Source organism: Pseudonocardia sp. EC080619-01 (genome assembly GCF_001420995.1).
In the GTDB taxonomy this organism is placed as follows: domain Bacteria; phylum Actinomycetota; class Actinomycetes; order Mycobacteriales; family Pseudonocardiaceae; genus Pseudonocardia.
This window is the reverse complement of sequence record NZ_CP012184.1, coordinates 3,343,577-3,363,922: the sequence shown is the minus strand read 5'-3', so window position 1 is coordinate 3,363,922 and position 20,346 is coordinate 3,343,577. Positions and strand designations below refer to the sequence as shown.

Annotated in this window: 18 protein-coding genes; 5 read left to right on the top strand and 13 right to left on the bottom strand. The window is 75.1% G+C overall.

Annotation, left to right across the window (positions count from 1 at the left end; all coding sequences use genetic code 11):
- Positions 1-48: 48 nt before the first annotated feature.
- The 5 genes from AD017_RS15830 to thiC all read right to left on the bottom strand — a co-directional run bounded on the left by AD017_RS15830 (position 49) and on the right by thiC (position 6,632).
- Positions 49-861 (bottom strand): xanthine dehydrogenase family protein subunit M, encoded by an 813-nt coding sequence (locus AD017_RS15830; RefSeq protein ID WP_060574689.1) that lies wholly within the window; start codon positions 859-861, stop codon positions 49-51.
- The gene (locus AD017_RS15825) at positions 858-1,409 is read right to left on the bottom strand and encodes a (2Fe-2S)-binding protein (protein WP_010242027.1); all 552 of its coding nucleotides are present in this window, start codon (positions 1,407-1,409) and stop codon (positions 858-860) included. Before AD017_RS15825 ends, AD017_RS15830 begins: the two co-directional genes overlap by 4 nt.
- On the bottom strand, positions 1,406-3,676 hold the full coding sequence (locus AD017_RS15820; protein ID WP_060574688.1) for a xanthine dehydrogenase family protein molybdopterin-binding subunit: 2,271 nt from the start codon (positions 3,674-3,676) through the stop codon (positions 1,406-1,408). Before AD017_RS15820 ends, AD017_RS15825 begins: the two co-directional genes overlap by 4 nt.
- Before the next feature lie 240 nt (positions 3,677-3,916).
- Positions 3,917-4,771: a bifunctional hydroxymethylpyrimidine kinase/phosphomethylpyrimidine kinase gene (gene thiD, locus AD017_RS15815; RefSeq protein ID WP_010242030.1), complete on the bottom strand. Its 855-nt coding sequence runs from the start codon at positions 4,769-4,771 to the stop codon at positions 3,917-3,919.
- A gap of 214 nt (positions 4,772-4,985) precedes the next feature.
- Positions 4,986-6,632, bottom strand: coding sequence for a phosphomethylpyrimidine synthase ThiC (gene thiC / locus AD017_RS15810; protein ID WP_060574687.1), 1,647 nt, complete (start codon positions 6,630-6,632; stop codon positions 4,986-4,988).
- Between the two features lie 220 nt (positions 6,633-6,852).
- Here thiC and AD017_RS15805 point away from each other — a divergent pair, with 220 nt between their 5' ends.
- On the top strand, positions 6,853-7,284 hold the full coding sequence (locus AD017_RS15805; RefSeq protein ID WP_060576426.1) for a nitroreductase family deazaflavin-dependent oxidoreductase: 432 nt from the start codon (positions 6,853-6,855) through the stop codon (positions 7,282-7,284).
- Positions 7,285-7,384: 100 nt separating this feature from the next.
- Here the strand turns inward: AD017_RS15805 and AD017_RS15800 are convergent, their stop codons facing one another.
- Together AD017_RS15800 and AD017_RS15795 are read right to left on the bottom strand one after the other, a co-directional pair.
- The gene (locus AD017_RS15800; protein WP_060574686.1) at positions 7,385-9,019 is read right to left on the bottom strand and encodes an FtsX-like permease family protein; all 1,635 of its coding nucleotides are present in this window, start codon (positions 9,017-9,019) and stop codon (positions 7,385-7,387) included.
- A gap of 5 nt (positions 9,020-9,024) precedes the next feature.
- On the bottom strand, positions 9,025-9,789 hold the full coding sequence (locus tag AD017_RS15795) for an ABC transporter ATP-binding protein (protein ID WP_060574685.1): 765 nt from the start codon (positions 9,787-9,789) through the stop codon (positions 9,025-9,027).
- A gap of 232 nt (positions 9,790-10,021) precedes the next feature.
- Here AD017_RS15795 and AD017_RS15790 point away from each other — a divergent pair, with 232 nt between their 5' ends.
- Together AD017_RS15790 and AD017_RS15785 are read left to right on the top strand one after the other, a co-directional pair.
- Positions 10,022-11,218 carry a sensor histidine kinase gene (locus AD017_RS15790; protein ID WP_060574684.1) on the top strand — a complete coding sequence of 399 codons (1,197 nt, stop codon included), beginning with the start codon at positions 10,022-10,024 and terminating at the stop codon, positions 11,216-11,218.
- Positions 11,215-11,853: a response regulator transcription factor gene (locus AD017_RS15785; protein ID WP_060574683.1), complete on the top strand. Its 639-nt coding sequence runs from the start codon at positions 11,215-11,217 to the stop codon at positions 11,851-11,853. The genes AD017_RS15790 and AD017_RS15785 overlap by 4 nt, the downstream gene beginning before the upstream one ends.
- A gap of 7 nt (positions 11,854-11,860) precedes the next feature.
- On the opposite strand, the gene AD017_RS15780 is transcribed toward AD017_RS15785, so the two are convergent.
- Together AD017_RS15780 and AD017_RS15775 are read right to left on the bottom strand one after the other, a co-directional pair.
- Positions 11,861-12,133: a hypothetical protein gene (locus tag AD017_RS15780; RefSeq protein ID WP_060574682.1), complete on the bottom strand. Its 273-nt coding sequence runs from the start codon at positions 12,131-12,133 to the stop codon at positions 11,861-11,863.
- Between the two features lie 99 nt (positions 12,134-12,232).
- Positions 12,233-12,814 carry a peptide deformylase gene (locus AD017_RS15775; RefSeq protein WP_010224081.1) on the bottom strand — a complete coding sequence of 194 codons (582 nt, stop codon included), beginning with the start codon at positions 12,812-12,814 and terminating at the stop codon, positions 12,233-12,235.
- A gap of 213 nt (positions 12,815-13,027) precedes the next feature.
- Here AD017_RS15775 and AD017_RS15770 point away from each other — a divergent pair, with 213 nt between their 5' ends.
- Together AD017_RS15770 and AD017_RS15765 are read left to right on the top strand one after the other, a co-directional pair.
- Entirely contained in the window at positions 13,028-13,342 is a 315-nt protein-coding gene (locus tag AD017_RS15770) for a DUF3263 domain-containing protein (RefSeq protein ID WP_010224083.1), read from the top strand.
- A gap of 48 nt (positions 13,343-13,390) precedes the next feature.
- Positions 13,391-14,086 carry a LytR C-terminal domain-containing protein gene (locus AD017_RS15765; RefSeq protein WP_060574681.1) on the top strand — a complete coding sequence of 232 codons (696 nt, stop codon included), beginning with the start codon at positions 13,391-13,393 and terminating at the stop codon, positions 14,084-14,086.
- Positions 14,087-14,154: 68 nt separating this feature from the next.
- Here the strand turns inward: AD017_RS15765 and AD017_RS15760 are convergent, their stop codons facing one another.
- From AD017_RS15760 to glp, 4 genes are all read right to left on the bottom strand, one after another.
- Positions 14,155-16,602 carry an AAA family ATPase gene (locus AD017_RS15760; RefSeq protein WP_060574680.1) on the bottom strand — a complete coding sequence of 816 codons (2,448 nt, stop codon included), beginning with the start codon at positions 16,600-16,602 and terminating at the stop codon, positions 14,155-14,157.
- A 46-nt stretch (positions 16,603-16,648) separates the two neighbouring features.
- Positions 16,649-17,656: a CDP-diacylglycerol--serine O-phosphatidyltransferase gene (gene pssA / locus AD017_RS15755; RefSeq protein ID WP_060574679.1), complete on the bottom strand. Its 1,008-nt coding sequence runs from the start codon at positions 17,654-17,656 to the stop codon at positions 16,649-16,651.
- 1 nt (position 17,657) lies between these two features.
- Positions 17,658-18,362, bottom strand: coding sequence for a phosphatidylserine decarboxylase (locus AD017_RS15750; RefSeq protein WP_010243531.1), 705 nt, complete (start codon positions 18,360-18,362; stop codon positions 17,658-17,660).
- Between the two features lie 575 nt (positions 18,363-18,937).
- Positions 18,938-20,176 (bottom strand): gephyrin-like molybdotransferase Glp, encoded by a 1,239-nt coding sequence (glp, locus tag AD017_RS15745; RefSeq protein WP_060574678.1) that lies wholly within the window; start codon positions 20,174-20,176, stop codon positions 18,938-18,940.
- Positions 20,177-20,346 lie beyond the last annotated feature (170 nt).

The window sequence follows — 20,346 nt, the reverse complement described above, 5'->3', positions numbered from 1 at the left end:
ACCCGGTGCCGCCCCACCTGGCAGGTGGGGCGGCGCGGGTGGTGCGGGTCAGGCGTGCGAGGTCTCCAGGGCCCGCCGGACCAGCACCTGCACCAGGTGGGTGCGGTAGGCCGGGGTGCCGTGCGTGTCCGACGGGGGCTCGGTGCCCTCGGCGGCCAGCGCGGCCGCCTCGGCGATCGACTTCCCGTCCTTCAGCGCCTGCTCCGTGGCCGTGGCCCGCAGCGACGTCGAGCCCATGTTGACCAGGCCGATCCGGTCACCCGACACCGCGACGGCGACGATCGCCCAGTCGTTGGACCGGCGGGTGAACTTCTCGTACGCCCAGCCCCGGTCGCCGCAGCGCGGGATCCGGATCTCGACGATCAGCTCGTCGGGCTCGCGGACCGTGGTGAACACACCGGTGTAGAACCCGCCGATCGGGACGGTGCGCCGCCCGCGCGGGCCCTGCAGGACGATCGTGCCGTCCAGCGCGAGCACCGCAGCGGGCAGGTCGGCCGCCGGGTCGCCGTGCGCCAGCGTGCCGCCGAGGGTGCCGCGGGCCCGGATCTGCGGGTCCCCGACGGTGCGGGCGACGGCCGGGAGCAGCGGCACCTCGGCCGCCAGCTCGGGTGAGTCCACGACGTCGCGGTGCTTGGTGCCGGCACCGATCGCGACCTCGTCGCCCTCGACGCGGATGTAGGACAGCTCGGGCAGCCGGCCGATGTCGATCAGGAACTCGGGGGCGCCGAGCCGGACCTTCATCACCGGGATGAGCGAGTGGCCGCCGGCGAGGACGCTGGCGTCCTCGCCCTTCTCGGCGAGCAGCGCGATGGCGTCGTCGAGGGTGTCGGGGCGGGCGTAGTCGAACTGCAGCGGGATCATGCGCCGGCCCCCTCACCGCGGGAGAAGGCGGGCGCGGTGCGCAGCGCGTCGGACTCGGCCTCGGCCTTCTGCTCGGCGTCCGGGTCCTTGCCGGCCGCGACGAGCACCGCACGGACGATGTTGTGGTAGCCGGTGCAGCGGCAGAGGTTGCCCTCCAGCCCCTCCCGCACCTTGCGCTCGTCCAGGTCGTCGTCGTGGCTGATCAGCGACACCGCGGACATGACCATGCCCGGGGTACAGAACCCGCACTGCAGGCCGTGCTCGGAGCGGAACGCGGCGGTGACCGGGTGCTCCGGGCGGCCCTCGGAGGCCCCGTCGAGGCCCTCCATCGTGGTGACGGACTGCTGGTCGGCCTGGACCGACAGCACGGTGCACGACTTCACGGCCTCGCCGTCGAGCAGCACCGTGCAGGCGCCGCAGGAGGTCGTGTCGCAGCCGATGTTGGTGGCCTTCAGCCCGACGGTGTCGCGCAGGTAGTGCGCGAGCAGCTGCCGGGGCTCGACGTCGGCGGTCGTCGACTCGCCGTTGACGGTGATGTCTACCTTCACTTGCTTCCCTCCGAAGCGGAGTGGACGGCCTCCCAGACCCGCAGCGGGGTCAGGGGCATGTCGATGTGGGTCACGCCGAGGTGGGACAGCGCGTCGATGACCGCACTCTGGGTCGCGGGGGTGGACCCGATCGTCCCGGCCTCGCCGATGCCCTTGTAGCCCATCGGGTTCACCGGGGTCGGCGTGGTCATCTCGACGAGGTCGAAGCTCGGCAGCTCGGCGGCCGAGGGGATGCCGTAGTCGGCGAAGGTGCCGGTCAGCGGCTGGCCCTCCTCGTCGAAGACGACCTCCTCCAGCAGCGCCTGCGCGATGCCCTGCGCGATGCCGCCGTGCCGCTGTCCCTCGCAGAGCAGCGGATTGAGGATCGGGCCGGCGTCGTCCACCGCGACGATCTTCTCGACGGTGACCTTGCCGGACTCGGTGTCGACCTCGACGACGCAGACGTGCGCGCCGAACGGGAAGGTCGGCTTCTCGCCGTCCCAGGTGGTGTCGACCTTGAGCTGCTCGGCCGCGGCCAGCTCGGCGAGGGTGACGCTCTTCGCCGACGGCACCCCGCGGACGGTGATCGCGGCGTTGGCCGGGTCGAGCTCCAGGTCGTCGACGCTCGCCTCGAGGAGGTCCGCAGCCCGCTGCTTGGCGAGGTCGATCAGCTCCGCCGACGCCTGGTGCACCGCGACGCCACCGGTCTGCAGCGACCGCGACCCCATGGTGCCGCCACCGCGCGGGACGAGGTCGGTGTCGCCGTGCTTGACGGTGATCTTCTCGATCGGGACGCCCAGCTGGTCGGACGCGAGCATCGCCCAGGCCGTCGCGTGCCCCTGCCCGTGCGGCGACGTACCGGTCAGCACCGTCACGGCGCCGTCGGGGTGCACCTCGACCGACGCGTCCTCGGCGAACGCGCCACCACCGGTGATCTCCACGTAGGACGAGACGCCGATGCCGAGCTGGCGGGCGTCGCCGCGCTCGCGGCGGGCCTTCTGCTCGGCGCGCAGCCGGTCGTAGCCGGACTTCTCCAGCGCGAGGTCGATCGCCTTGGCGTACTCGCCGGAGTCGTACTCGACCCCGCCCTTGGTCTGGAACGGGAACCGGTCCGGGGCGACGACGTTGAGCTTGCGGACCTCCGCCGGGTCCTTCCCGATCTCGTGCGCGAACAGGTCCATCGCCCGCTCGATCGCAGCGGTCGCCTCGGGGCGGCCTGCGCCGCGGTAGGCGGCGATCGAGGTGGTGTTGGTGACGACGGCGCGGGCACGCGAGTCGACGTTCTCGATGTCGTAGGTGCCCGGCGCCATCATCCGGGTGAACACCGACAGGAAGGTGCCCAGGCGCGGGTAGGCGCCGAGGTCCTGCACGACGTCGAGCCGGTAGTGGGTGACCCTGCCCTCGCGGGTGCCGCCGATCGTGATCGTCTGGCGCTGGGCGCGGCCCTGCACCATCCCGGTCATGTTCTCCGACCGCGACTCGTTCCAGCGGACCGGGCGGCCCTCACGCCGGGCGAGCCACGCCACGATCGCGAACTCGGGGTCGGAGCCGATCTTCGCGCCGAACCCGCCACCGACGTCGGGCAGGATGACCCGCAGGTTCTCCTTGTCCATGCCCAGCCAGCCCGCGACCTCGTCCCGGCCGCCCTGGGCGTTCTGGTTGGACATGTAGAGCGTGCAGCGGTCGCCGTCCCAGAACGCGCTGGCGGCCCGGGTCTCCAGCGGGGCCGCGGCCAGGCGCTGGTTCACCAGGTCCCGGGTGACGACGACCTCGCAGCCGGCGAAGTAGTCCGGGTCGGGCTCGGAGTCGTACCCGTACGCGGCGGCCGTGTTGGTGCCGGCCTCCGGGAACAGCAGGATCTCGTCCTGCACCGCGGCCAGCGGGTCGATCACCGCGTCCAGCGGCTCGTACTCCACGTCGACCAGCTCGGCGGCGTCCTCGCCCTGGTAGAAGTCCTCGGTCAGCACGGCGGCCACCGGCTCGCCGACGAACCGGACCCGGTCGGTCGCGAGGAACGGGCGGGTCATCGCCTTGTTCGCGCCCGGGAACAGCAGCGCCGGCTCGATGTCGAGGTCCGCGCCGGTGATCACCGCGACGACACCGGGCGAGTCGAGCGCCGCCGAGGTGTCGATCGACGTGATCGTCGCGTGGGCCAGCGGCGAGCGGACGAGCGTCAGGTGCAACGCTCCGGTCAGCCGCTCGTCGATCAGATCGTCGGTGTAGGTCGCGCCCCGCGTGAGGAAGACCGGATCCTCGGTGCGGACGACGCGGGTGCCCAAGATGCTCATCGCGGCCGAGCGTATACAGGAACGGGGCCGGCGTGCGACGCGCCGAGGACCGATTCTTTGCAGGTCAGGGTACCCTTCGCGGAGCGACGCGCGGGCGCGGCACCGCATCTGCGGAGCCACGACGGTCGGGCGTCCGATCATCGGTGTCCGGCACTCGGCGACGGCCGCGGCGGGTCGCTCCCCGACTTTTGCGACCGGGTCCCGGGGACGGCGCCCGGGCGCGGCCCGACCCCGCGGGGATCAGGCCGGGTCGTCCCACCAGGGCCGGACCGTCCACAGTGGCGAGACCGGGCCGTGCCCGGCGCCCAGCGGGTAGGAGTGCCGGACCGCCTCGACGATGTAGCGCTTCCCGAACCGGACGGCCGCCTCGACGTCGTGGCCGCGGGCCAGCCCGGACGCGACGGCCGCCGCGAGGGAGTCCCCGCCGCCGTGCGTGTCGCCGGTGTCGAACCGCGGGCCGGGCAGCTCGACGAACACCTCGCCGTCGTAGAGCAGGTCGAGGCAGCCGTCGGTGTCGCCGGCGAGATGCCCGCCCTTGACCAGCACCGCTCGCGGGCCGAGATCGTGCAGTGCCTTCGCCGCCGCGTACTGGCCGTCGCGGTCGTGCACGTCGTGCTCGACCAGCAGCCGGATCTCGTCCAGGTTCGGCGTGACCAGCGTGGCCCGCGGGAACAGCGTGTGCCGGTAGGCGTCGAGGGCCTCGGCGGCGAGCAGCGGGTCGCCGTGCATGGAGGCGGCGACCGGGTCGACGACCAGCGGTGTCGCGCGCCCGGCCCCGATGCCGTTGCCGTCGCAGGCCGCCGCGACGGCCTCGATGATCTCGGCGTTCGCGAGCATCCCGGTCTTCGCGGCCTGCAGCCCGATGTCGGACGCGACGGTGGTGACCTGCCCGGCGATCGTGTCGAGCGGGATCGTGTGCACCCCGGTGACGCCGACCGTGTTCTGCACCGTCACCGCGCAGACGGCGAGGCAGCCGTGCACCCCGCACGCGGCGAAGGTCCGCAGGTCGGCGGCGATCCCGGCGCCGCCGCCGGAGTCGGTGCCGGCGATCGTGAGGGCGCGCGGCGGTGTGGTGCCGACGGTGGGCTCGGGCATGGCGTGGTCCTCCCTGGCCGGCATTACCCGGCCGGTCCCGCGGTCGGCGGCGCCGGCCCGTCCCGGACCCAGCCGCCCTCTCAGCCCGCTCGCACCGCGAGCTCCCGCGTCGTGCTCGTACTTCTCGTGCTCCTCGGACGACGACGGTAGTCGCTCACCCCACCGGGTGTCGTGACGCCCGGGGGACGGTCGCCGTCCCCCGGGCACCCACTCCTCAGTCCCCCGCCGACGCGATCGGCAGGTACACCCGGCCGCCCTCGTCCCGGAACTCCCCGGACTTCTCCTCCATCCCGGCCTCGATCGCCTCGACGCTGGTCAGGCCGTGCGCCTCGGCGTAGTCCCTGACGTCCTGGGTGATCTTCATCGAGCAGAACTTCGGGCCGCACATCGAGCAGAAGTGCGCCGACTTCGCGGGCTCGGCCGGCAGCGTCTCGTCGTGGTACGCCTGCGCGGTGTCCGGGTCGAGCGAGAGCGCGAACTGGTCGCGCCAGCGGAACTCGAACCGGGCCTGGGACAGGGCGTCGTCACGGGCCTGGGCGTGCGGGTGCCCCTTGGCCAGGTCCGGGGCGTGCGCGGCGATCTTGTAGCTGATCACCCCGACCTTGACGTCGTCGCGGTTCGGCAGGCCCAGGTGCTCCTTGGGCGTGACGTAGCAGAGCATCGCGGTACCGGCCTCGGCGATCCGGGCGGCGCCGATGGCCGAGGTGATGTGGTCGTAGCCGGGCGCGATGTCGGTGGCCAGCGGGCCGAGCGTGTAGAAGGGCGCCTCGTCGCACCACTCCTCCTCCAGCCGCACGTTCTCGACGATCTTGTCCATCGGGACGTGTCCGGGGCCCTCGATCATCACCTGCACGTCGTGGCTCTTCGCGATCCGGGTCAGCTCGCCCAGGGTCGCGAGCTCGGCGAGCTGGGCCTCGTCGTTGGCGTCGGCGATCGAGCCGGGGCGCAGGCCGTCACCGAGGGAGAAGGTGACGTCGTAGCGGCGCAGGATCTCGCAGAGCTCGGAGAAGTGCGTGTAGAGGAACGACTCGCGGTGGTGGGCCAGGCACCACGCGGCCATGATCGAACCCCCGCGGGAGACGATCCCGGTGACCCGCTTCGCGGTCAGCGGCACGTACCGGAGCAGCACGCCTGCGTGCACCGTCATGTAGTCGACGCCCTGCTCGCACTGCTCGATCACGGTGTCCCGGTAGACCTCCCAGGACAGCTCCGCCGGGTCCGAGTCGACTTTCTCCAGCGCCTGGTAGATCGGAACGGTGCCGATCGGGACCGGCGAGTTGGACAGGATCCGCTCGCGGGTGGTGTGGATGTCGCGGCCGGTGGACAGGTCCATCACGGTGTCGGCACCCCACCGGGTGGCCCACACCATCTTCTCCACCTCGTCGGCGATCGACGACGACACCGCGGAGTTGCCGATGTTGGCGTTGACCTTCGTGAGGAAACGCTTCCCGATGATCATCGGCTCGGACTCGGGATGGTTCACGTTCGCCGGGATCACCGCGCGGCCGCGGGCGACCTCGGAGCGGACCAGCTCGGCGTCACACCGCTCGCGGACCGCGATCCAGCGCATCTCCTCGGTGACCACCCCCGCCCGTGCGTACGACAGCTGGGTCCCGCCGTCCTCCCGGCCCCCGATCCACGGCGCGCGCAGCGCGGGGAGTCCCGCGCCGACGTCGATCACCGCCGTCGGATCGGTGTAGGGGCCGGAGGTGTCGTAGACGTCGTGGTGCTCGCCGTTGCTGAGCGCGATCCGCCGGACCGGGACGGAGATCCCGTCCGGGCCCTCGACCCAGGCCTTGGCCGACCCGGTGATCGGGCCGGTGGTGACCTGCGGACGCGCGTGTTCCGGTGCAGCCGTCATGAACGACAGTCCTCCCTCGCCGGCATTACCCGGCTGGTTCTGCGGTCGGCGACCGTGGATCGGTGTGTCGCCCTCTCAGCCCCGCGCGACGGAGCTCCCGCGTGTTCAGTTGATCGTGCCCGGGCACCGTAGGCACCGTCCGGCGCGGAAGGCCAGCCCCCGGGCGCTTCTCACCCGCCCGCGAGGAATGATCACGACGGGTGCCGGGTTCACCACCGGTATGACGCAGAATGCCGAGCTGAGCCCGACCGACTGGGTCCGCGAACAGACCCAGAAGATCCTGGAGCAGGGCACCACCGAGGGCGTGACGGTCATGGACCGGCCGATCGTCCTGGTCACGACGACCGGCGCGAAGTCCGGGAAGCAGCGCTACGTCCCCGTGATGCGCGTCGAGCACGACGGGTCCTACGCGATGATCGCCTCGAAGGGCGGCACCCCGGAGCACCCGGCCTGGTACCACAACGTGGTGGCGAACCCCGAGGTCACCGTGCAGGACGGCACCGCGACCGGGACGTTCGTCGCGCGCGAGGTGTCCGGCACCGAGCGCCAGGAGTGGTGGGACCGCTCCGTCGCGGCGTACCCGCCGTACGCCGAGTACCAGGAGAAGACCTCCCGGGTCATCCCGGTGTTCGTGCTCGAGCCGAAGGGCTGATCCCCGGCCCCGGCACACCGGCACCGCTGCGCGCCCGCCCCCTCGTGCGGGCGCGCAGCGGTGTGCGGAGCCGCGTGCGGCTCCGGGACCGTGGCCGCGGTCAGCCCGCGGCCAGTCCGTGGGCGGGCGCCACCCGGCCGGCCCGGCGCATCGACGCCGCCGCGGCGAGCACCGCGACCGCGACGACGCCGATGCCCAGCCCCGCGAGCTGCCCGGCCGGCGGCAGCGGCACCGGCATGTCGATCGCCTGCAGCCCCAGCGCGCCGTAGCCCGCCCCGAGCACCACACCGAGTACGGCCCCCACCAGCCCGGCGAGCGCCGCCTCCGCGGCGACGGCGTACCGCGCGCCGGACCGGGTCAGGCCCAGCGCCCTAAGCAGCGCGATCTCCCGGGTCCGCTCGTTCACCGACAGCGCGAGGGTGACCCCCACCCCGAGCACGGCGACGACCAGCGTCACCCCGACCAGCCCGGCGCCGACCGCCCGGACGGTCGTGAACACCTGCTCGGTCTCGGCCCGCACGTCCGCCGCCCACATCACCGTCGCCCCGCCGCCGTCGGTGGCCGACGCGACCGCGGCCCGGACGGCCTCCGGCGCGGCCCCCGGTGCCCCGTCGACGAGCACCTCGGTGCCGTCCGTACGGACCCGCAGCTCGGACCGCTCGGCCAGCCGTGCCGCGGTGGCGTCCGCCGCGTCCTTCCGCCCCGCGGCGTCCCCCGCCGGGCCGGTGTCCGCGGGCAGCACCAGGACGTCCGCCGGGTAGTTGCGGTCGATCGAGGCCCGCGCCTCCGCGCTCGCCCCGTCGATGCCGACCAGCAGCGCCGCGGTGAGCCCGACACCGAGGGCGAGCACCGTCGTCGTCGCGGCGGTCCGCCGGGACACCCGGCGGGCGTTCGCGACGGCCAGCCGCGCCGGACCGGAGCGCTCCGCGAGCGGCCGCAGCGCGGTCGCGGCGGCCGCCACCAGGAACGGTCCGGCCACCACCAGCGCGGCGAACAGCACCATCCCGCTGAGCGCCACCAGGCTCAGCGCCGCCAGCGAGTCCGGGACCGCCAGGCCGAGGGCGCCGGTCACGGCCGCCACTGCGACGAGCACGGCGGCGAGCGGCGCCCTGCGCCGGACACGCGGACCGTGCGCCTCGGCGGCGTCGGCCGCCCCCAGCGCGACGACGGGTGGCACCCGTCCGGCGGCGAGCGCGGGCGGCACCGCCGCCACGACCGTCGCGACGACGGCGAGCAGCACGCACCCGGCCAGCCCGGCCGGCGGCAGGGCCAGACCCGGCACCTCCACACCGGACGCCCGCAGCGCCGCGAGGGTCACGTACCCCGCCGCGGTGGCGACGACGGCCCCACCGACGCCCGCCACCAGCCCGGTCACTCCCGCCTCGGCCAGCACCGAGCGGGTCACCTGCCCGCGGGTCGCGCCGATGCACCGCAGCAGCGCGAGCTCCCGGCTGCGGCGCCCGAGCACGATCCGGAACGTCGAGCCGACCACGACCGCCGCGGCGACCAGGGCGAGTCCGACGAACACGGAGAGCCCCGCCAGCACCGAGGTCACCGAGGCGGACACCTGGTCCGCGTCGGTGGCGCCGGCGAGCAGTGCCTCGCGCAGGGTGCCGGTGAACAGCACCGACCCCGTCGCGAACACCGTCGACACCAGCACCGCGAGCCCGGTCAGCACCGTCTGCCGCGGGTTCCTGCGGATCCCGGCGACGGCCGCGCGGGTCGCCGGGTTCACCGCCCTCACGACGGCACCGGCGCCGGACGCCGCCCGCCCGCCGTCAGCTCGCCGAGTGCGGTGAGGACGGTGCCGGGCGTCGGGTCGGCGAGCCGGCCCGCTGCCGTCCCGTCGCGCAGCAGCAGCACCTGGTCCGACGCCGACGCGGCCAGCGGGTCGTGGGTGACCATGACGACGGTCTGGCCGTAGTCGTCGACGCAGCCGCGCAGCAGGCCCAGCAGCTCCCGCCCGGACGTGGTGTCCAGCGCCCCGGTCGGCTCGTCGGCGACGACGATCTCCGGCCGCCCCAGCAGCGCCCTGGCCACCGCGACCCGCTGCCGCTGGCCGCCGGACAGCTCCGCGGGCACGTGCCGCAGCCGGTCGCCGATCCCGAGCCGGTCGACCAGCTCCGTCCGCCACGCCCGGTCCGGACGCCGACCGGCCAGCGAGGCCGCGAGATCGATGTTCTCCCCGGCGGTGAGGTGCGGCAGCAGGTTGCCGTCCTGGAACACGAACCCGATCCGGTCCCGCCGGACGACGGTGAGGTCGGCGTCGTCGAGCGCGCCGAGGTCGGTGTCGCCCAGCAGGACCTGTCCGGCGGTCGGCCGGTCCAGGCCGGCCAGGCAGTGCAGCAGCGTCGACTTGCCGGATCCCGACGGGCCCATCACCGCGGTGAACCGGCCCGCCGGGAGCCACATCGTGATCCCGTCCAGGGCCCGGACGGCGCCGCGGCCCTCGCCGTAGGCGCGGACCAGGCCGATGGCCGCGGCGGCGGCCCGTGGGGCCGTCACCGCTGCTCACCCCACTCCTGCAGGAACGGCAGCGCCGCGACGGTCAGCAACATCAGGAACAGGACGACGCCGCCGATCACGGCGGCGGTGTTCATCAGGACGTCGAGCATGATGACGACGGTGCCGTGCGGGAGGGGTCCGGCGCGTCGGACCACGGGACGGTCTCCGGTCGTCCGCGCGTCGTACTTCCGGCCGAGGGCGGGCCGGCGATCTCCGCCCTAGGGTGAGCGCCATGTCCGGACCGACCGCCGTCATCCCGCGGGACGGGGCGCCCGCGGCCCGGCCCGGCGCCCGGTCGCGGACGCTGCTGTTCACGTGCGAGGCGTTCGCCTACCTGTTCTGGCTCGGGATCGACGTGCTCGCCTCCCCCGGCGTGTCGGACCCCGGGATCTTCGCGTACTCGGGCCCGGTCGCCGGTGCGCTGGTGGCCGCCGTCGCCCTCTCCCGGTACCGCTGGTCCCGGAGTGCGGCGACGGTGATCGCGATGGTGCTCTCCGCCGTGCTCTCGCTGGCTGCGGTGGTCACCGGTGGGCCCCCCGAGGTGTCGCTGGCCGAGCTGTTCGCGCTGGCGGTCGTCACCGTCTCGACGGTCCGTGTCGCCGCGGGCGGGGTGGCCGTCCTGACCGCCGCCGGTGCGTTCCTGGTGATCGTCGGCATGCCCGCCCTGCGGTTCGCCACCGACGGTGTCGACTGGAACATGAGCGTGGCGGTCACCGGGCTGGGCTGGGCGAGCACGGTCGCGGTCGCCGCGGTGCTGCGCGAGGTCCGGGTGCGGCGCGAGGCCCGGCTCGCCGAGGCCCGCACCGGGGAACGGCTGGAACTGGCCCGCGAGCTGCACGACGTCGTCGCGCACCACGTCACCGGCATCGTGGTGGCCGCGCAGGCCGCCGTCACGGTCGCCAGGATCCGGCCCGAGGAGGCCGGCCCGGCGCTGGAGTCGATCGAGCGGGCCGGCGCCGAGGCACTGGCCGGGATGCGCCGCATGGTCGGAGTGCTGCGCGGCGGCGAGGAGGCCGGCCGCACCGTCGCCCACGGCCCGTCCGACGTGGACGAGCTCGTCGACCGGTTCGACCCGGACCGCACGCGCACCGTGCTGGAACGCGACGCCGCGCTCGGCGCGCTGCCCCCGGGCGTCGGCGCGACCGCGTACCGGGTGGTGCAGGAGTCGCTGACCAACGTGCACCGGCACGCGCCGGACGCGACGTCGGTCCGGGTCGCGCTGCTGAGACGGAACGGGTCGCTGGAGGTGACCGTCCGCAACGACGGCGGCGCCCCCGACCGCACGCAGCAGGCGCTCGGACGCGGCGGTTTCGGGCTGGCCGGGATGGCGGAGCGGGTCGGGGTGCTGGGCGGGACGCTGCGTGTCGGCCCGGACGGCCCCGGGGCCTGGACCGTGCTGGTGGAGCTGCCGCTGGACGGAGCGCGGTGAGCATCGGTGTCGTCCTGGCCGACGACCAGGAGATGGTGCGCACCGGGTTCCGGCTGATCCTCTCCGCGGAGAGCGACATCGAAGTGCTGGGCGAGGCCGGGACCGGTGACGACGCGGTCGCGGTGGCCCGCCGGCTGCGCCCGGACGTGGTCCTGATGGACATCCGGATGCCCGGCATCGACGGCATTGCGGCCACCCGGGCGCTGGCCGCGGACCCGTCGCCGCCGCGGATCGTCGTCGTGACGACGTTCGACCTGGACGAGTACGTCTACGGCGCGCTGCGGTCCGGTGCGTGCGGGTTCCTGCTGAAGGACGCGGGGCCGCGCCTGCTGGTGGAGGCGGTGCGGGCGGCCGCGGCCGGGGACGCGCTGGTGTCGCCGTCGGTCACGGTGCGCCTGCTGGAGCGGCTCACCGAGCCCCCGCCCCGTACGGAGCCGGCGGTCGCGCTGTCGCCGCGGGAGCTCGACGTCGTCCGCGCGGTCGCCCGCGGCCGGACCAACCACGAGATCGCGGGTGACCTGTTCGTCTCGCTGTCCACGGTGAAGACCCACCTGGCCAACATCGGGTCCAAGCTGGACGCCCGGAACCGGGTCGAGATCGCCGCGTGGGCCTGGGAGAACCGGCTGGTCGGCTGAGCCACGCTCACCCGGCGGCGCGGACCCGCGGGAGCGGCCCGCGCTGCGCGGGGATCCGGACGCCGGGCGTCACGTCGCCGAGCGCCTCGGGGAACGCGACCGGCGCGTGCGGCAGCGGGTAGTCCTCGGGCAGCGCCGCAGGCGTGCCCTCGGGGGCCGTACGACCGGCCGCCCGGTCGCGTTCGGACGCGCGGGCGTCGAAGAGCTCGAACAGCGGCTGGGCCGCCATCACGAGCAGGACTGCCAGCACGGGGGCCACGGCCAGGATCGTCAGCACCATGGCTCCACAGTGCTCCCGCCGCGCCGTCCCCGGCATCGGCCGGAGGTACGGTTCTCGCAGGTCGGGCCTCGGACCATGGGAGGAGGCCCGGGCTCCCGCTCAGCCGCGCGGCACGTCCTCGGCGGGGGTCGTCGCCGGGTCCCAGGAGTCGTCGGGCGCGCCCCACCCGTTCTGCTTGAGCATCTTCTTCGCGGCCTTCTGGTTCCGGCCCATCAGCCGGTCCAGGTACAGGTGGCCGTCGAGGTGGTCCGTCTCGTGCTGCAGGCAGCGGGCGAAGAAGCCCCGGCCCTCGACGTCGACCGGCTCGCCGTCGAGGTCGGTGCCGGTGACCCGGGCCCAGTCGGCGCGACCGGTCGGGTAGCTCTCCCCGGGCACCGACAGGCAGCCTTCCTCGTCGTCGTCCGGGTCGGGCATGACCTGCGGGCGTTCGCTGGTCTCGAGCACCGGGTTGACGACGAGGCCGCGCCGCATCGTGCGCGTCTCCTCGTCCGGGCAGTCGTAGACGAACAGCCGCAGGTCCACCCCGACCTGGTTCGCGGCGAGGCCGACCCCGTTCGCGGCGGCCATCGTCTCGAACATGTCGTCGACGAGCGTCCGGATCCCGTCGTCCACCTGCTCGACGGGCCGGGTGGGCCGGTGCAGGACGGGGTCGCCGACCATGCGGATGCGCAGAACCGTCACCGTCGCAGGGTACGGTCCGGCGATCTCCCCTCCGCGCCTGCTCCCGCCGTGGACCCGACCGGGGGGTTTCCGCGCCGCGGGGCGCGTCGTGACCGGTCGGCGTCGGTGCCGTGTGGTTCAATCCGGACCGCGAATGACAGACGTGTCATTCGTGCCGGCGGCGCCTCTCCGGAGCCGTCGCCGACCGAGTTCGTCAGCCGCTCGAGGAGCGTGATGGAGTCCGCTGGGTCCCTGCCGGAAAGCCGCGGAGCGCACCGCCGCCCCGCCGCCCCCTCCCGCGACCTCGACCGCCGCGAGCGCGAGATCCTCGCGTTCGAGGGCCAGTGGTGGAAGTACGCGGGAGCCAAGGAGCAGGCGATCCGCGAGCTCTTCGACATGTCCGCCACCCGCTACTACCAGGTGCTGAACGCGCTGGTCGACAAGCCCGAGGCACTGGCTGTCGACCCGCTGCTGGTCAAGCGCCTGCGCCGGCTGCGCTCCAGCCGGCAGCGCACCCGCGCCGCCCGTCGTCTCGGCCTCGAGCCCTGAGCCGGCGGCGCAGACGACAGCCGTGATCGACACTGACCGGAGGTCACCATGACCGCACCCGCGTCCGGCGGGCAGTCGCCGCTGAAGATCGCCGGAATCGCACTGATCGGTGTCGGTGTGGTCGCCGGGGTGGTCGGCCTGTTCGGCCTCGGCGGAGGTGGCGAGGAGAACCCTCAGGCCGCCCCGCCGCCGTCGGCGAGCGCCGAACCCGCCCCGGGCGGCGACGGCGCCGCACCCGGCGCCGACGGCGCCGGAGCTCCGGGCACCCCCGGCGGGCCCGGAGCCCCCGGCGCGCCCGGCGGCACGTCGCCGCTCACCCCGGGCGCTCCCGGCACGCCGGGTTCCCCCGGCTACGACGGGCCCGGCCCGGCCGTCGCCCCGCCGCCCGCCGCGGCCGGTGGCGCCGGCGGCGCCGGTGGTGGTGGCGCCGCGGCCGGCGAGGGATCGTCCGCCGCGGCCCGGCCCGCCGTGCGGATCTACAACAACTCCACGATCCGCGGGCTCGCCGAGAAGGCCGCCGGCCAGTTCCGGACCAACGGCTGGGACGTCGCCCAGGTCCAGAACTACTCCGAGGGCGTCATCCCGACGACGACGGTCTACTACCGGCAGGGCACGGGCGAGAAGGCCGCCGCGGAGGAGATCGCGCAGAAGTTCGGCATGCGTACCGAGCCCCGCTTCGACGGCATCCAGGACGCGACGCCCGGCGTGATCGTGATCGTCACCCGGGACTTCTCGGCCGCCTGACACCGGCTTTCCGCTCCCCGGCACGGACGGTCCCGGACGAGTCGCTCGTCCGGGACCGTCGTGTGTGGTCAGCCGCTGCGGCGCTCGGCGTAGGCCTCCAGGTCGGCGACCTGCGCGGGGTCCAGCGACGGCCGGACGGTCTCCCGTGCGGTCGCGACGTGCGCCGCCGTCACCTCGCCGGCCTCCAGCGACTCCCGCATCGCGGTGAGCGCCGCCTCGCGCAGCAGCGCCGCGCAGTCCGCGGCCGAGTAGCCGTCCAGGTCGGACGCGAGCGTGTCCAGGTCCACGTCGTCGGCCAGCGGGACGTCCCGGCCGGACGCGCGCAGGATGTCGGCCCGCGCCTCGGCGTCCGGGGGCGGGACGAACACCAGCCGCTCCAGCCGGCCCGGGCGCAGCAGGGCCGGGTCGATCAGCTCCGGGCGGTTCGTCGCCCCCACGACGACGACCTCCCGCAGCGGCGTCGCCCCGTCCAGCTCGGTGAGCAACGCGGCCACCACCCGGTCGGCGACGCCCGCGTCGGTGGACCCGCCACGGCGCGGCGCGAGCGCGTCCACCTCGTCCAGGAAGATCAGCGCCGGAGCGGCCTCCGCGGCCCGCCGGAACAGCTCCCGGACCGCCCGCTCGGACTCGCCGACGTACTTGTCGAGCAGCTCGGCGCCCTTCACCGCGAACACGTTGAGATCCCCGGACCCGGCCAGCGCCCGCAGCAGGAAGGTCTTCCCGCCACCGGGCGGACCGTAGAGGAGCACACCACGCGGGGCCTCGACACCGAGCCGGGCGAACGAGTCCGGGTGCCGCAGCGGCCAGAGGACCGCCTCGGTCAGGGACCGCTTCACCTCGGTCATGTCGCCGACGTCGTCGAGGGTCAGACCCCCCGCGCTCAGCGTGCCGCCGTCGGAGAGCGAGATCGGCCGGACCGAGCCGACGGCGTCGAGCAGGTCCTGCTGGCGGACCTCCTCCGCGTCGTCCGCGCCGCCGTGCAGGGCGGCCGCGATGGCGGCCTCCCGCCGGACGGCCGCCAGGTCGGCCACCACGAACCCGGGGGTCCGCGCCGCGATCACGCCCAGGTCGACGTCACCCGCCCGCGGCACCCCGGACAGCAGCCGTTCCAGCAGCGCCCGCCGCGTCGCCGTGTCCGGGAGCGCGACGGCGAGCTCGCGGTCGACGAGGTCCGGGGCGCGCAGCCGAGGGTCGAGCCCCTCCGGCTCCGCGCTGGTGACGACGAGCGCGGGCCCGCCGGGCCGGGTCGCCGCCCGCAGCTCGTCGAGTACCAGTGTGGCCAGCGGCGGTGGTGACGAGGCGGGCAGCAGGGCGTGTGCGTCGTGCACCAGCAGGACCGCGGGATCGTCCGGGGTGCTGCGGGCGTCGGCGATCGCGGCGCGGACCCGCTCGGCCGCGGCCGCGGGCTCGACGGCGGCGACGGCGGGCCCGACGAGCTCGACACAGCGGGCCCCGGCGGCCGCGGCGGCGCTGCGCACCAGCGTGGCCTTGCCCGAGCCCTCCGGGCCGGAGACGAGCACCCCGAGCCGGGCGTCCCCGCCGAGCCGGGTGAGCAGCTCGGGGCGGCGGAACATCAGCTCCAGCCAGTCCAGCAGCCGCCGCGCGACCGCCTCGTTCGCCGCGAGGTCGTCGATCGACGGCGTCGGGTCGGCATCCAGGGCGGCACCGTTCCGGGCCGCGGTGTCCGGGGCGGCACCGTCCCGGGCCGCTGTGTCCGGGGCGGCACCGTCCCGGGCCGCTGTGTCCGCGCCGGCACCGCCGTCGCGGGCGCCACGGTCGCCCGTCCCGCCTGCCGGTCCGCCGGGGGAGCCCACGAACCCGCCGGCGGGCCCGGCCGGGCCCGGCCCGCCGGACCGCCCGGTCGCGGTGGGCCCACCGGCCGTCGTCAGGGCGGGACGGCCGACGGCGGTGCCCGGTGCCGGCGAGACGGTCACGGTGCCGGTGTCGGCGCCGCCCTCCCAGCCGACGACGGTCGACGGCACGACGACGACCGGTCCCCCGTCCGGGCCGGCGACGGCCACGGTGAGCAGCTCCGAGGTCCACGCCCCGCCGACGGCGGCGACCAGCGCGCGGCGCACCGACCCGACGTCGGACCCGGGCGGCGGCTCGATGTCCTGCGGCAGCAACGACACCGCGTCGCCGCGGACCACGACCTTCCCCATCAGCGCCAGCCGCAGCGTCGCCGGGCTCACCGTGGCGGTCGCGAGCCGCGAGCCGAGCAGCCGCACCTCCCGGGCCGCGGTCACCGTGGCCGGGGCGACGACGACCTGGGCCCCGTCGGTGAGTCCGGCGTTGGACAGCGTCACGTCGTCGAGCCGGGCCTGGCCGTGCGGGCCTGCGGCGTCACCGGCGACGGCCAGCGCAGCCGTCACCCGGGACCCCGTGAGCGTCACCGCGTCCCAGGAGCGGAGGCCGAGCCCGGCCAGCACCTCGGGGTGCAGCCGGATCACCCCGCGCCGGGCGTCGGTGGCCGCGGGGGCCAGGCGGGCGACCAGGGTCAGCGAGGGATCTCCCACGCCGCCACGCTATCCCGTCGGCGGACACCGGCCGGCGGGAGCGGGGTCAGCGGCGGCGCAGGCCGAGACGGCGGCCGGAGCCGCGCGGGGCCGGGGCCACACCCGGGCCGCGGGCGGCGGCGCGGCGGTCGGTGCCGTTCTCCCGGCGGGCGGCGCCCTCCGGGTCCAGCCGGCGGCGCACGCCGCGGGCGACCGCACCGGCCCGCCCGGCGACCCGGCGCCGCAGCGGCGGGCGCAGACCGAGCTGGCGGGCGGAACGCGCCGCCCGGGCGACGGCGCGGCGCTGGCGGACCGGGACGTCCCACGCCTCGGGGTGGCGGGCCAGCCAGCGGTAGCGGTAGGCCGTGTAGGGCAGCAGCAGGAGGTAGCCGAGACCCGCGATCGTGATGCCCAGGAACGGCACCGTGAGCAGCACGGCGACGATCACCGTCACCCCGACCAGCAGCGGGGCGATCGCCCGCGGTGGCACCCTGACCGTCTTCAGCGAGACGGTCGGGATCCGGCTCACCATGAGCCCGGCGGTGACCAGCGCCCAGCCCGCGACCAGCGGCTCGGCCGACCACCAGCCGTCGCCGAAGTGGAGCCAGAGGTAGAGGGGGATCCCGGCGGTCATCGCGGCGGCCGGGGCCGGGACGCCGACGAAGAACTCCCGGGCGAACGGCGGGGCGCTGTCGTCGTCGATCAGGGTGTTGAACCGGGCCAGCCGCAGCGCCATGCAGACCGCGAACACCAGGGCGACGATCCACCCGGCCCGGGTGTCCTCGAACGCCCAGATGTAGATCACCAGCGCCGGGGCGACACCGAACGACACCAGGTCGGCCAGCGAGTCGAGCTCGGCACCGATCCGGCTGGACGCGTCGAGCAGCCGGGCCAGCCCGCCGTCCAGCGCGTCGCACAGGGCGGCCGCGAGCACGGCGCCGATGGCCAGGTCGAACCGGTTCCCCAGCGCGAAGTAGACGGCCGAGAGGCCCGCGCACAGGTTGAGGACGGTGACCGCGTTGGGCAGGAGCCGGACCCCGGCGGGATACCCGTTGGCCGGACGCCCGATCCCCATCTCAGCCCTCCACCGGCACGTACCCCAGCACCGTCTCGGCGCCGACGGTGCGCTGGCCGGGCCGGACGAGCGGCTCGGTCCCCGGCGGCAGGTAGGTGTCCACCCGCGACCCGAACCGGATCAGGCCGAAGCGCTCGCCGGCCGCGACCTCCTCGCCCCCGGTCAGCGGGCAGACGATCCGGCGGGCCAGCAGGCCGGCGATCTGCACGACCCCGACCCCGGTGCCGTCGGCCCGGACGAAGGTGATCGCGTTGCGCTCGTTGTCCTCGCTGGCCTTGTCCAGGTCAGCGGAGAGAAACTTCCCCGGCAGGTACGTGACGGCGGCGACGCGCCCGTTCACCGGCACCCACTGGACGTGGACGTCGAGCACGGTCAGGAAGACCGACACCCGGGTGTGCGGCTCGCGCGGCAGGTCCAGCTCCGCGGGCGGGACGACCTCGGCGACGGTCGCGACCGTGCCGTCCGCCGGGGCGAGCACGGCGTCGGTGCGCAGCGGAGGGGTCCGTGCCGGCTCCCGGAAGAACAGCGCCGTGGCCGCGGTCGCCAGCAGCCCGGGGAGCGCTCCCCGGCCGCTGAGCGCGCGGACACCGGCGGCGGCGAGGGCGACCCCCGCGACGATCGGACGCCCGCCGGGGTGCATCGGCGGGATCGCGTCCCGGACCAGTCGGGCGATGTGGGTCGGCGAGGTGCCGGTTCCTTCGGCCATGGCGGGTCGTCGGCTCCTGGTGCTCCGGTTGGGGATCGCCACGCTACGCGGGCACCGGACGTGCACGACCGGCGGGACGACCGGACACGCCGGGACGACCCCCTACCGTTCCGCGGGCCGGGCGCCTGGCACCATCGACCGCTCGACGACGCGCGCGGTGCAGCGCGCGGGACGGCGGGCAGCAGGCCATGGGCCTCGCCACCGACCCCGGACAGTAAAAGGGCCGGGGCCGCCGTCCCCCGAGACGACGACCCCGGCCTTGGAACCGCTCGTCCGCTCCCCAGCGACGGGCGGTGGGTCCTGTGCTACGAAGGGTCTACCCCTCCGTGAGCAAAAGTATTCCTCGCCGACGACCGGCCGTCCAGATCACGATGGATGTCGACTGTGATCTACCTCGTTCGGCCGAACGTGCATCCCGTAAGACGTTGCGCCGGGTGAGATCGTTGCCCCGACTGCCTATGAGACAGGTCACACTTATGGCGCAGTGAGGGCGACATGCGGGTGGTGGCGGTGTCGCACTGCGCATCCGGACCGGACGCGGACAGGACCGTTCGGCGCGCGGAGGGGTCGCCCGGCTACCCGTCGAGCAGCCACACCGCGACCGGTTCGCCGCCACCCACCGATTCGACGTCCGCGGGGAGATCGATCAGACAGTCGGCCCGTGCGAGTGCGGCGATGAGGTGCGATCCGGACGCACCGACCTCGGAGACGGTGCCGGACGCCGCGTCGAGCAGCCCGCGCCGGAACTGCCGGCGCCCGGGGATGGAGGACATCGGCCCCGCCAGGCGGGCGGTGACCACCGGACGCGCCGGCTGCGGATGGCCGGCCGCGGCCCGCAGCGCGGGCCGGACGAACGCCTCGAACGACACCATCGAGCTGACCGGGTTGCCCGGCAGCGTCGCCACCGCGACCGTCACCCCGCCCAGCTCGAGCCGGCCGCAGCCCTGCGGGCCGCCGGGCTGCATCGCGACCTTGCCGAACTCGACGCCGTGCCCGGTCATCGCGTCCTTGACGACCTCGTAGGCGCCGGCGCTGACCCCGCCCGAGGTCAGGACGAGATCGACGCCGCCGTTCACCCGCTCCGCGAGGACGGAACGGAACCTCTCGACGTCGTCGGGCACGAAGGACAGCAGCTCGGCGGTCGCACCGGCCTCCCGCACCGCGACGGCGAGCATCGTCCCGTTGGACTCGTAGATCTGGCCGGGAGCGAGGGGCTCACCGGGGGCGACCAGCTCGGAGCCGGTCGAGAGCACCAGCACGTGCGGGCGCCTGCGTACCTCGAGCACGGGGCGCCCGACCGCGGCGGCCAGGCCGATCTGCGGGGCGCCGAGCACCGTGCCGGCGTGCAGCAGCACGGCACCGGCGACGGTGTCCTCGCCCGCCCGGCGCACGAAGGCACCCGCCTCCGGGGCCGCCGAGACCCGCACCCGCTCGGTGCCGGCGTCGGTCCGCTCGACCGGGACGATCGCGTCCGCACCCTCCGGCACCGGGGCGCCGGTCATGATCCGCGCGACGGTGCCGGGCGCCAGCGGCGGGACGTCGACGCGACCGGCGGGGATGTCCGCGGCGACCGGGAACACGAGGGGGGTGTCGTCCGACGCCCCGGCCAGCTCGGCGACCCGCACCGCGTAGCCGTCCATCGCCGAGTTGTCGAACGGCGGCAGCGCCACGCCCGCGGTCACGTCCGCGGCCAGCACCCGGCCGCTCGCCTCCGCGAGCGGCACCGTCTCCGTCCCGGTCGGGGGCAGCAGCGCCGCCACCGCCGCCGCGTGCTCCTCGACGCTGCGTGGACCGGCCTCGGACCAGGTGCTCATGGGCCCATCCTGCCTCCGCCCGCGAGCGGCCCGCACACCGCCGCCGCGCGCTTGCACTCCCCACGGGCGAGTGCTAGAAACGGGCACAGCATCCACTGGCACTCGTGTCCGTGGAGTGCCAGGTCGGGTCGGCGAGTCCGGCGCAGGGTAGCCGGGCGTCCGTCGCGGGC

Coding starts and splice junctions, on each gene's coding strand:
- thiD (WP_010242030.1), bottom strand. CDS start 4,771: ATGCCCGAGCCCACCGTCGGCACCACACCGCCGCGCGCCCTCACGATC.
- AD017_RS15830 (WP_060574689.1), bottom strand. CDS start 861: ATGATCCCGCTGCAGTTCGACTACGCCCGCCCCGACACCCTCGACGAC.
- glp (WP_060574678.1), bottom strand. CDS start 20,176: ATGAGCACCTGGTCCGAGGCCGGTCCACGCAGCGTCGAGGAGCACGCG.
- AD017_RS15765 (WP_060574681.1), top strand. CDS start 13,391: ATGACCGCACCCGCGTCCGGCGGGCAGTCGCCGCTGAAGATCGCCGGA.
- AD017_RS15820 (WP_060574688.1), bottom strand. CDS start 3,676: ATGAGCATCTTGGGCACCCGCGTCGTCCGCACCGAGGATCCGGTCTTC.
- AD017_RS15780 (WP_060574682.1), bottom strand. CDS start 12,133: ATGGTGCTGACGATCCTGGCCGTGGCCCCCGTGCTGGCAGTCCTGCTC.
- AD017_RS15790 (WP_060574684.1), top strand. CDS start 10,022: ATGTCCGGACCGACCGCCGTCATCCCGCGGGACGGGGCGCCCGCGGCC.
- AD017_RS15805 (WP_060576426.1), top strand. CDS start 6,853: ATGACGCAGAATGCCGAGCTGAGCCCGACCGACTGGGTCCGCGAACAG.
- thiC (WP_060574687.1), bottom strand. CDS start 6,632: ATGACGGCTGCACCGGAACACGCGCGTCCGCAGGTCACCACCGGCCCG.
- pssA (WP_060574679.1), bottom strand. CDS start 17,656: ATGGGGATCGGGCGTCCGGCCAACGGGTATCCCGCCGGGGTCCGGCTC.
- AD017_RS15750 (WP_010243531.1), bottom strand. CDS start 18,362: ATGGCCGAAGGAACCGGCACCTCGCCGACCCACATCGCCCGACTGGTC.
- AD017_RS15770 (WP_010224083.1), top strand. CDS start 13,028: ATGGAGTCCGCTGGGTCCCTGCCGGAAAGCCGCGGAGCGCACCGCCGC.